Source organism: Geodermatophilus sp. SYSU D01045 (assembly GCF_054050295.1).
The window spans coordinates 20,546-30,314 of sequence record NZ_JBJGZB010000037.1 but is presented as its reverse complement, the minus strand read 5'-3'; the positions used below and the strand labels follow the sequence as shown (position 1 = coordinate 30,314).

Genomic DNA, 9,769 nt, shown 5'->3' with positions numbered 1-9,769 from the left:
ACAACCCCCCGCACCCCCCCCCCCACCCCCCGCCCGCCCCCCCCCCCCCCCCCCCCCCCCCCCCCCCCCCCCCCCCCCCCCCCCCCCCCCCCCCCCCCCCCCCCCCCGGCCCCCGTTCCTGCCTCGGGGGTGCCCGGGGTCAGACGGTCTCGGGCACCCGGAGATGGGCGACCACGAGGTCCATCTCGGCGACGTCGAGGACGTCGATGCCCATGGTGTCGACGGCGCCCTCGCGGATCCTGCGGGCCTGGTCCCGGGTCCCCTCGAGGTGCGCGCGGTCCTCGAACACGACCGTGCCGACGGCGCGGCCGCTGCCCCGGTCGAGGAGCAGGCTGACGCTGCAGAAGCCGGGCAGCTCCTGGATCCGCGGCATCAGGGTGGTGCGGTACATCTCCAGGACCTGGTCGACCCTGGCCGGGTCGGCGCGGGTCCAGGTGATCCGTGCGCAGGCGCCGTCCCCGGCGGTGTGCTCGCGGTGCAGGGCGGCGATCTCCCACTCCTGCACCTCGAGGTCCTCACCCGTCCCGAAGCGCTCCATCAGGTGCCGGCGCATGGGGTGGACGCGCTCGGCGCTGGCCCGCATCGAGTCCTGGTCCTGCCAGGCCGACGTCGCGATGCACCGGCCGGACTCCCGGTCGCACATCATCGACAGGCCGACGCAGCCGTCCATGTCCTGCAGGGCCGGCCAGACCTCGTCGCGTACGTACGCGATGGCGTCGTCGAGCGAGCCGGGGTTGGCGCGGATGGTGGTGGATCGGGCGTACATGCCGCCCCCCTCTCGGACCGGCGGCGGTGCCCCTGCGGCATCGCCGCGCGGTCGAGCGTCCTCCCGCGCCCGACGCCGGACAAGGTCCCCGGCGCCGCACCAGGGCCCCGGCCCTCCGGCCGGAGGACCGGGGCCAGGTGCCTCAGGTGTTGTCCGACCGGCCGGTCAGCGCGTCGCGGAGCCGGTCCACCATCCCGACGCCCGGTCCCACCGTCTTGTGGAACAGCGCGCTGTGCGGTGCCGACGGGTGCGGACGGGTGGGCGCGGCCTTCTTCGCCGCCTCCACCTTCCGGCCCATCTCCACGAGCTGGTCCGGGCTCAGCCGGGCGCGCAGCTGGGGGAACTGCTCGGTCTCCTCGTCGGTGACGTGGTGGCGCAGCAGCTGCTCGAGGCGGCCGAGGGTCTCCACGAACCGGGGGTCGGCGGAGTCGACGTCCTCGAGCTCCTTCATCACCTCCACCAGCTGCTGGTGCTCCTGGATGTCGTCCTGCACCGCGGCCTCGCCGTCGGGCAGGTGCTCGCGCATGGCCGGGTAGACGAACATCTCCTCGGCGACCGAGTGCCGCATCAGCTCGGCGATGACGGTGTCGGCCATGTCGCGCCGCTCGGCGGGATCGGCGGTGGGGATGCGGCCGACGAGGTCGAGGACCTCGTGGTGGTCGGTGGTCAGGATCTCGACGACGTCCTGGTTGCTCGTGCTCGCTGTCATCGGGCTGCCTCCGGGCCGGAGCGCTGCCGGGCGGCTGCTCACCCGGCACCTGCGGTCCTACCCGGGTGGCGCTGCCCACACCCCCGGCAGCGGCGTCGAGGAGGCGTGTACAGTGGGTGCTACCGACGCGGGGTGGAGCAGCTCGGTAGCTCGCTGGGCTCATAACCCAGAGGTCGCAGGTTCGAATCCTGTCCCCGCTACCACGGCACGAGGGCCCCGGAGCAGACGCTCCGGGGCCCTCGTCGCGTCCCGGCCCGGGCGGCGGGAACAGGGCGGACGCCGGCCCGGTTGCGGAACGGCATGGAGCCGACCGTGCAGGACGCCCCTGAGTCCGAGCGTTACGAGATCCGCGACGGCGACCGCCTGCTGGGGCTGGCCGCCTACTCCCGCCGGGGTGCGCAGGTGGTCTTCACCCACACCGAGATCGACCCCGGCGCCGAGGGGTCCGGGCTGGGCGGGAAGCTCGTCCGGGCGGCCCTGGACGACGTCCGGTCGCGCGGGGAGACGGTGGTGCCGCGTTGCTCGTTCGTCCGCGGCTGGATCGAGCGCCACCCCGAGTACGGCGACCTGGTCGACCGCGGCGACGCCTGACCCGCGAGCGGCCGGGCGGCCGCGGACGCGGGTGTGTTGCCCCTCACACGCCGTCCTCTCTAGGTTGACGGTCACTGCTGACCGTTCGACGAGGAGGTCGTCCGTGAGCGTCGAGGCCCCGATCCCGCAGACCGAAGCCGGTACCGGGGTCGCCGGCCCCGCCGACGTCGACCCGGCCGGCATCGACCTGTCCGACATCGACCCGGCTGACATCGACCCGGCTGACATCGACCTGGCTGACATCGACCTGGCCGACGTCGACCTGTCCGACCGGGACTGGTGGACCCGCCCGCCGGCCGAGCGGCACGCGGCCCTGGACCGGCTGCGCCGGGAGCGGCCCTTCGCGTTCTTCGCCGAGCCCGACCTCCCCGGCATCCCGGCCGGCCCCGGCTACCACGCCGTCACCCGCTACGCCGACCTCGAGGCGATCAGCTCGCAGCCGGCGGTGTTCTGCTCGGGCCAGGGCGCGGTGTCGATGCAGGACGTCCCGGCCGACCTGCACGAGTTCTACGGCTCGCTGATCAGCATGGACGACCCGCGGCACGCCAAGATCCGCCGGATCGTCTCGAAGACGTTCACCCCGCGGATGCTCGAGCGGACCCTGGACTCGGTGCGCGCGGTCGTCGACGACGTCCTGGCGCGCGCCCGGGCGACGGCCGCGGCCAACGGCGGCGTCATCGACGTCGTCGCCGACATCGCCGCCCCCGTCCCGCTGCGGGTCATCTGCGACATGATGGGCGTCCCCGAGGCCGACCGGCCAGCCGTGCTGGCCAACTCGAACGTCATCCTGTCCGGCGGCGACCCGGAGCTCATCGAGAACGACGACCCGCTGACCGCCTTTCTCACCGCGGGCATGGAGATGGCCGCGCTCATGGAGCGGCTGGCCGCCGAGCGGGTCGCCGAGCCCCGCGACGACCTCACCACCGCGCTGGTCACCACCGAGGTCGACGGCGAGCGGCTGTCCCACCAGGAGATCGCCTCGTTCTTCATCCTGCTGCTGGTGGCCGGCAACGAGACCACCCGCAACGCCATCTCCCAGGGCCTGCTGGCGCTGTCGGAGTGGCCGGAGGAGCGGGCGCGGTGGGCCGCCGACCCGTCGCTGGACCGCACCGCCGTCGAGGAGGTGGTGCGCTGGGTCAGCCCGGTCACCTGGATGCGCCGCACCGCCACGCAGGACGGCGAGGTCGGCGGTCACCGCTTCACCGCCGGGGAGAAGTTCCTGCTGTTCTACGCGGCGGCCAACCGCGATCCCGAGGTCTTCACCGACCCGCAGCGGTTCGACGTCGGCCGCGACCCCAACCCGCACGTCGGGTTCGGCTCGAAGGGGCCGCACTTCTGCCTCGGCGCGCACCTGGCCCGCCGCGAGCTGCAGGTGACCTTCCGGGCCGTCTTCGACCAGCTGCCCGACCTCGAGGTGACCGGCCCGCCCGACCGGCTCGCGTCCTCGTTCGTCAACGGCCTCAAGCGGCTGCCGGCCCGGCTGGGCGGGACCCGCTGATGCGGGTCACCGCCGACCGCGAGCTGTGCGTGGGGTCGGGGCAGTGCGAGCTGCTCGCCCCGGACGCCTTCGAGGTCGACGACGACGGCGCGGTGCGGGTGCTGCAGGAGACGCCGGACGACGGGGACGCCGCGCGGGACGCCGTGCAGCAGTGCCCGACCGGGGCCCTGTCGCTGGCCGACTGAGCGCCCTCAGGCGGACAGGACGGCGCCGGTCGCCGGGGCGGCGAGGTCGGCGGCCAGGCGGTCGAGCGGGACGTCGAGCGCGCGGGCCAGCGCGGCGACGGTGAAGAACGCCGGGGTGGGCACCCGCCCGGACTCGATCTTCCGCAGCGCCTCGAGGCTCACCCCGGACGCGGCGGAGACCTCGGCGGGGGAGCGGTCGCCGCGCGCGGCCCGCAGCAGGGCGCCCAGCCGGCGGCCGCGCTCGCGCTCCTCGGGGCTCAACGGCGGTCGCACCATGGCGTGATAGTAATACCGGGATATGAATCCCGGTACTGCCGGGACACCGATCCCGGGAGGACGAGATGATCGAGCTGCGCACGCCGGGCGAGCTGGAGGCCATGCGGGCCGCCGGGGCGGTGGTGGCCGACGTGCTGGCCGCCGTCCGCGCCGCGGCCGCCCCCGGCGTCCGGCTGACCCAGCTGGACCAGGTGGCCCGCGACGTCCTCGCCGACGCCGGCGCCACCTCGCCGTTCCTCGGCTACGCCCCGCACGCGACCACGCCGCCGTTCCCCGGGGTGGTCTGCCTGTCGGTCAACGACGTCGCGCTGCACGGCATCCCGACGACCCGGGAGCTGGAGGACGGCGACCTGCTCAGCGTCGACGCCGGCGCCACCCTGGACGGCTGGGTCGGCGACTCGGCCACCACCTTCCCGGTCGGGACCGCGCGCCCTGAGGACCTCGCGCTGGTGGCCACCGCCGAGCGGGCGCTGGCGGCCGGGATCGCGGCCGCGGTGGTCGGCAACCGGGTGGGCGACGTCTCGGCGGCGATCGGGGCGGTGGGCCGGGCCGGCGGCTGCGGCATCAACACCGACCAGGGCGGGCACGGTGTCGGCCGCACCATGCACGAGGCGCCGCACGTGCCCAACGAGGGCCGCGCCGGCCGCGGCGTGCCGCTGCGCGCCGGGCTGGTGATCGCGATCGAGCCGTGGTTCCTCGCCGGCGGCAGCGACGACTACCGGGTGGACGCCGACGGCTGGACGCTGCGCAGCGCCGACGGCAGCCGGGCCGCGCACGTGGAGCACACGGTCGCGGTCACCGAGGACGGCCCGAAGATCCTGACTCTTCCGCGTTGACCGGCCCTGTCCAGAGGCTCGCCCCGAGCTTGCGAGGGGTGAGGAGGACGGGGTCCTTCTGCTCACCGCTCCGCGCTGATCGCCGGGCCGGCGCTCACCCCAGCGCCTGCTCCAAGTCGGCGAGCAGGTCGTCGACGTCCTCGATGCCCACCGACAGGCGCACCAGGTCGCCCGGCACCTCCAGCGGGGAGCCCGCGGCGCTGGCGTGCGTCATCCGGTGCGGGTGCTCGATCAGCGACTCGACCCCGCCGAGGGACTCGGCCAGCGTGAACAGCCGCGCCCGCTCGCACACCCGCAGCGCCGCCTCCTCGCCGCCGGCGAGCCGGAACGACAGCATCCCGCCGGCGCCGGACATCTGCTTGACCGCGATGTCGTGGCCGGGGTGGTCGGGCAGGCCGGGGTAGAGCACGCGGGACACCGCCGGATGCTCCGACAGGTACCCGGCGATCCGGGCGGCGTTGGCCTGGTGCCGCTCCATCCGCACGCCGAGGGTCTTGATCCCGCGCAGCACCAGCCAGTCCGACAGCGGGCCGGACACCCCGCCCATCGCGTTCTGGTGGTAGGCGAGCTGCTCGGCGAGGTCGGCGTCGCGGACGACGAGCGCCCCGCCGACGACGTCGGAGTGCCCGCCGAGGTACTTCGTCGTGGAGTGCACGACGACGTCGGCGCCCAGGGTCAGCGGCCGCTGCAGGTAGGGGCTGGCGAAGGTGTTGTCGACGACGAGCAGCGCGCCGGCCCCGTGCGCGACCTCCGCGGTGAGCGCGATGTCGGCGACGTTGAGCAGCGGGTTGGTCGGCGTCTCGCACCAGATGACGCGGGTGGCGCCGGGCCGGATGGCGGCGCGCAGCGCGTCGGGGTCGTTGAGGTCGACGGGGGTGTGCTCGACGCCCCAGCGCGAGACCACCTTCGAGATGAGCCGGAACGTGCCGCCGTAGGCGTCGCCGCCGAGGACCACGTGGCTGCCGGGCTCGCACACGGTGCGCAGCAGGGTGTCCTCGGCGGCCAGGCCGGAGGCGAACGCCAGGCCCGCGGTGCCCTCCTCGAGGGAGGCCAGCAGCTGCTGCAGGGCGTCGCGGGTCGGGTTGGCGCTGCGGGCGTACTCGTAGCCGTTGCGCAGCCCGCCGACGCCGTCCTGCTTGAAGGTGGTGGCCAGGTGCAGCGGGACGACGACGGCGCCGGTGGTCGGGTCGGGGTCCTGCCCGGCGTGGATCGCGCGGGTGTCGAAGCCGGGGAACCCGGTCACCGGGTCACCCCCGCCAGGTGGCCGAGCACGTCCTGCCGGGTGACCACGCCCGCGGGCTTGCCGTCGACGTGCACCACCAGCGCGTCGGCCTCGCCGAACTCGGCCACCGCGGCGCTGACCGGCTCGCCGGAGCCGATGATCGGCAGCGGCGCGGACATGTGCCGCTCCACCCGGTCCGACAGCGAGGCGCGGCCGGCGAACAGCGCGTCGAGCAGCACCTTCTCGTCCACCGAGCCGACGACCTCGCCGGCGGTCACCGGCGGCTCCGCCCGCACGACCGGCATCTGGCTGACGCCGTACTCGCGCAGGATGTCGATGGCGTCGCGCACCGTCTCGTTGGGGTGGGTGTGCACCAGCACCGGCGTCGCGCCGTCCTTGGCGGCGAGCAGCTCGCCCACCGTCTCGCCGGTGGCGACGTCGAGGAAGCCGTAGTCGGCCATCCACCGGTCGTTGAAGATCTTGTTCAGGTAGCCGCGGCCGCCGTCGGGCAGGAGCACCACCACGACGTCGTCGGGGCCGAGGTCCGCCGCCGCGCGCAGCGCGCCGGCGACGGCCATCCCGCAGGAACCGCCGACCAGCAGCCCCTCCTCGCGGGCCAGCCGCCGGGTCATCCGGAAGGAGTCGGCGTCGGAGACCGGGACGATCCGGTCGGCGATCGAGCGGTCGTAGGCGTCGGGCCAGAAGTCCTCGCCGACGCCCTCGACCAGGTAGGGGCGGCCGGTGCCGCCGGAGTACACCGACCCCTCGGGGTCGACGCCGACCACCTGCACCCGGCCGTCGCCGACCTCCTTGAGGTAGCGGCCGATGCCGCTGATCGTGCCGCCGGTGCCGACCCCGGTGACGAAGCAGGTGACCTTCCCCTCGGTCTGCTCCCAGATCTCCGGGCCGGTCGTCTCGTAGTGCGACCGCGGGTTGGCCGGGTTGGCGTACTGGTCGGGCTTCCAGCCGCCGGGGGTCTCGCGGGCCAGCCGGTCGGAGACGGAGTAGTACGACCGCGGGTCGGACGGGTCGACGGCGGTGGGGCAGACGACGACCTCGGCGCCGTAGGCCCGCAGCACGTTGATCTTGTCCTGGCTGACCTTGTCCGGGCACACGAAGATGCAGTCGTAGCCGCGCTGCTGGGCGACCAGTGCCAGGCCGATGCCGGTGTTGCCGCTGGTCGGCTCGACGATCGTCCCGCCCGGCTTCAGCTCCCCGCTGGCCTCGGCGGCGTCGACCATGCGCACGGCGATCCGGTCCTTCACCGACCCGCCGGGGTTGAGGTACTCGACCTTGGCCAGCACCAGCGGCGCGTCCGGGCCGAGGTCGGCGGTGACCCTCGACAGCCGGACCAGCGGGGTGCCGCCGATCAGGTCGACGACGGACTCGGCGTACTGCACGCGGACCTCCTCGCCGGGCGCCCCGGGACGGGCACCGTCTGCCGCCCATCCCACCACCCCGATGACTTCCCGGCTCCGCGGCGGTCCTCCCCGCATGACGACGACGGAGCTGCGGGTCGACGAGGGGTACGCGCCGGTGACCGGGGGCGTGCGCATGTACTGGCGGAGCCTGGGGGAGGGCGGCACCCCGCTGGTCGTCGTCCACGGCGGCTTCGGCGTGGTGGAGGTGTTCGGCGACGTCCTCGACCGGCTGGCCGCGCACCGGCGGGTGGTCGCCGTCGAGCTGCAGGGGCACGGGCGCACCGCCGACGTCGCGCGGCGCCTCACCTGGGACGCCCTCGCCGACGACGTCGCCGCGCTGGTCCGGCACCTGGACCTCGGCCCGGCCGACGTCCTCGGCTACTCCCTCGGCGGCGGGGTGGCCCTGCGGACGGCGATCCGGCACCCGGAGGTGGTGCGCCGGCTGGTCGTCGTCTCCGCGCCGTGCCGGCGGGACGGCTGGTTCCCCGACGTGCTCGACGGCATGGCCTCGGTGTCCGGCGCCGGGTTCGAGGGCATGCGGCAGACGCCGGTGTACGCCGCCTACGCCGCCGTCGCGCCCGACGTGGACGCGTTCCCGGCGCTCATGGACAAGACCGGTGACCTGCTGCGCACGCCCTACGACTGGTCCGACGACGTCCGCGGGCTGTCCGCGCCGGTGCTGCTGGCCTACGGCGACGCCGACGGCATCCCGCCCGCGCACGCGGCGGAGTTCTTCGCGCTGCTCGGCGGCGGGCTGCGTGACGCCGGGTGGGACGGGTCGGGGCGGCCGGCCTCGCGGCTGGCGGTCCTGCCCGGGCGCACCCACTACGACGTGTTCGCCGCGCCCGAGCTGGCGGCCGTCGTCGACGGGTTCCTGACCGCGTCCGTCCGCTGAGGCGCGTGTCGTCGTCGGCCGGTCCGGGCAGGGCTGCGGCATGACCGCGCCCCTCCCGTCCGCGCCGCTGACCGGCGGCGGCAACATGCCGCTGCTCGGATTCGGCACCTGGCAGATGACCGGCAGCACCTGCTACGACGCCGTGCGCACCGCCCTGGACGCCGGCTACCGGCACCTGGACACCGCGACGATGTACCGCAACGAGGCCGAGGTCGGCCGGGCGCTGCGCGACTCCGGCGTCGACCGGGACGAGGTCTTCGTGACCACCAAGCTGCCGCCGCGCGAGGCGGGCCGGGCCGACCGCACGCTGTCGGCGTCGCTGGGCGCACTCGGTCTCGACGCCGTCGACCTGTGGCTGGTGCACTGGCCGCCCGGCGGCTCCGACGAGGGCCTGTGGGAGCGGTTCGTCGCCGCGCGCGAGGACGGGCGGGCCCGGGCGGTCGGGGTCAGCAACTACTCCCTCGACGCGGTGGACCGGCTCACCCGGGCGACCGGCGTGACGCCGCAGGTCAACCAGGTCAGCTGGGCACCGGCGCTGTACGACCCGGCGGTGGAGGACGGGCACCGGGAGCGCGGCGTCGTCCTCGAGGGGTACAGCCCGTTCAAGAACACCGACCTCGGCGACCCGGTGCTGCGCGAGGTCGCCGACGCGCACGGCGTCACGCCGGCGCAGGTCGTGCTGCGCTGGCACGTCGAGCACGGTGTCGTGGTGATCCCGAAGTCGGCCACCCCGGAGCGGATCCGGGCCAACCTCGAGGTCGGCGGCTTCGCGCTGTCGGCCGAGGAGGTCGCCCGCGTCGACGGCCTGGCGCGCGGCTGAGCCCTACCCGGCGTCCGGGGTCGGGGCGACCGGGCGACGGGGCTGCCCGGCCAGCGCCGGCCGGACGTCGACCATCGGCGCCACCAGCCCCGTCGTCGGCCGGGTCACCGGGGTGGGGGAGGGGGCCGGCGTCCGCCTCCGGGAGCGCAGGGCGGTGAGCAGGTCCAGCGCCGCCAGCACCGAGGCGCCGACGACGACGGTGCGCAGCCGGCGCTCGCGCTCCCCGCGCCGGTTCTGCAGGGCGACGCCCATGACGGCCAGGTCGACGGCGTCGCCGGCGACGCGGGTCCACGCCCAGCCGGGGCGGCCGGCGAGCAGCCCGGCGGCGTGGGCGAGCTCCCGGGCCCCGACCGCGGTGACCACGGGCAGCGCCACGGGGGAGTCGTCGACGCCGGCGAAGCGGGCGACGGCCGCGGGCGAGGCCAGCATCGAGGTGCCGAGGCCGAGGCTGGCCAGGCCGAGCAGTCGGGCCGTGCGGCGGGCGGGGCGCGCGCTCATGGGGTCCTCCCGGGGTCGGTCGCCCGGGCGGCTACCCGGGCGACCGACCCGG

At 75.3% G+C, this 9,769-nt stretch carries 12 protein-coding genes and 1 tRNA gene; 7 read left to right on the top strand and 6 right to left on the bottom strand.

Features of this window, described 5'->3' with window-relative positions; translation table 11 throughout:
* Positions 1-139 precede the first annotated feature (139 nt).
* Complete coding sequence (locus ACI798_RS21325) at positions 140-766, bottom strand: antibiotic biosynthesis monooxygenase (protein WP_457048890.1); 627 nt, start codon at positions 764-766, stop codon at positions 140-142.
* 142 nt (positions 767-908) lie between these two features.
* The gene (locus ACI798_RS21320; RefSeq protein WP_456943394.1) at positions 909-1,475 is read right to left on the bottom strand and encodes a hemerythrin domain-containing protein; all 567 of its coding nucleotides are present in this window, start codon (positions 1,473-1,475) and stop codon (positions 909-911) included.
* A 126-nt stretch (positions 1,476-1,601) separates the two neighbouring features.
* Here ACI798_RS21320 and ACI798_RS21315 point away from each other — a divergent pair.
* The 4 genes from ACI798_RS21315 (at position 1,602) to ACI798_RS21300 (ending at position 3,749) form a co-directional block, all read left to right on the top strand.
* A tRNA-Met gene (locus tag ACI798_RS21315) sits at positions 1,602-1,678 on the top strand.
* Between the two features lie 109 nt (positions 1,679-1,787).
* Entirely contained in the window at positions 1,788-2,066 is a 279-nt protein-coding gene (locus ACI798_RS21310) for a GNAT family N-acetyltransferase (protein WP_457048889.1), read from the top strand.
* A 103-nt stretch (positions 2,067-2,169) separates the two neighbouring features.
* A complete protein-coding gene (locus tag ACI798_RS21305) occupies positions 2,170-3,564 on the top strand; it encodes a cytochrome P450 (protein WP_457048888.1) in 1,395 nt (464 codons plus the stop codon).
* A complete protein-coding gene (locus ACI798_RS21300; protein ID WP_456943391.1) occupies positions 3,564-3,749 on the top strand; it encodes a ferredoxin in 186 nt (61 codons plus the stop codon). Before ACI798_RS21305 ends, ACI798_RS21300 begins: the two co-directional genes overlap by 1 nt.
* Before the next feature lie 6 nt (positions 3,750-3,755).
* On the opposite strand, the gene ACI798_RS21295 is transcribed toward ACI798_RS21300, so the two are convergent.
* A complete protein-coding gene (locus ACI798_RS21295; protein ID WP_456943390.1) occupies positions 3,756-4,025 on the bottom strand; it encodes a helix-turn-helix domain-containing protein in 270 nt (89 codons plus the stop codon).
* A gap of 65 nt (positions 4,026-4,090) precedes the next feature.
* On the opposite strand from ACI798_RS21295, the gene map reads away from it, so the two are divergent.
* The gene (map, locus tag ACI798_RS21290; protein ID WP_456943389.1) at positions 4,091-4,861 is read left to right on the top strand and encodes a type I methionyl aminopeptidase; all 771 of its coding nucleotides are present in this window, start codon (positions 4,091-4,093) and stop codon (positions 4,859-4,861) included.
* A gap of 94 nt (positions 4,862-4,955) precedes the next feature.
* Here map and ACI798_RS21285 read toward each other — a convergent pair whose 3' ends face one another.
* Positions 4,956-6,104, bottom strand: coding sequence for a cystathionine gamma-synthase (locus tag ACI798_RS21285; protein WP_457048887.1), 1,149 nt, complete (start codon positions 6,102-6,104; stop codon positions 4,956-4,958).
* On the bottom strand, positions 6,101-7,483 hold the full coding sequence (locus ACI798_RS21280) for a cystathionine beta-synthase (protein WP_456943387.1): 1,383 nt from the start codon (positions 7,481-7,483) through the stop codon (positions 6,101-6,103). The genes ACI798_RS21285 and ACI798_RS21280 overlap by 4 nt, the downstream gene beginning before the upstream one ends.
* A 94-nt stretch (positions 7,484-7,577) precedes the next feature.
* On the opposite strand from ACI798_RS21280, the gene ACI798_RS21275 reads away from it, so the two are divergent.
* Together ACI798_RS21275 and ACI798_RS21270 are read left to right on the top strand one after the other, a co-directional pair.
* On the top strand, positions 7,578-8,399 hold the full coding sequence (locus tag ACI798_RS21275) for an alpha/beta fold hydrolase (RefSeq protein ID WP_457048886.1): 822 nt from the start codon (positions 7,578-7,580) through the stop codon (positions 8,397-8,399).
* Positions 8,400-8,439: 40 nt separating this feature from the next.
* Entirely contained in the window at positions 8,440-9,219 is a 780-nt protein-coding gene (locus ACI798_RS21270) for an aldo/keto reductase (protein ID WP_456943385.1), read from the top strand.
* A gap of 3 nt (positions 9,220-9,222) precedes the next feature.
* Here the strand turns inward: ACI798_RS21270 and ACI798_RS21265 are convergent, their stop codons facing one another.
* Complete coding sequence (locus ACI798_RS21265; protein ID WP_456943384.1) at positions 9,223-9,717, bottom strand: hypothetical protein; 495 nt, start codon at positions 9,715-9,717, stop codon at positions 9,223-9,225.
* Positions 9,718-9,769: the final 52 nt, after the last annotated feature.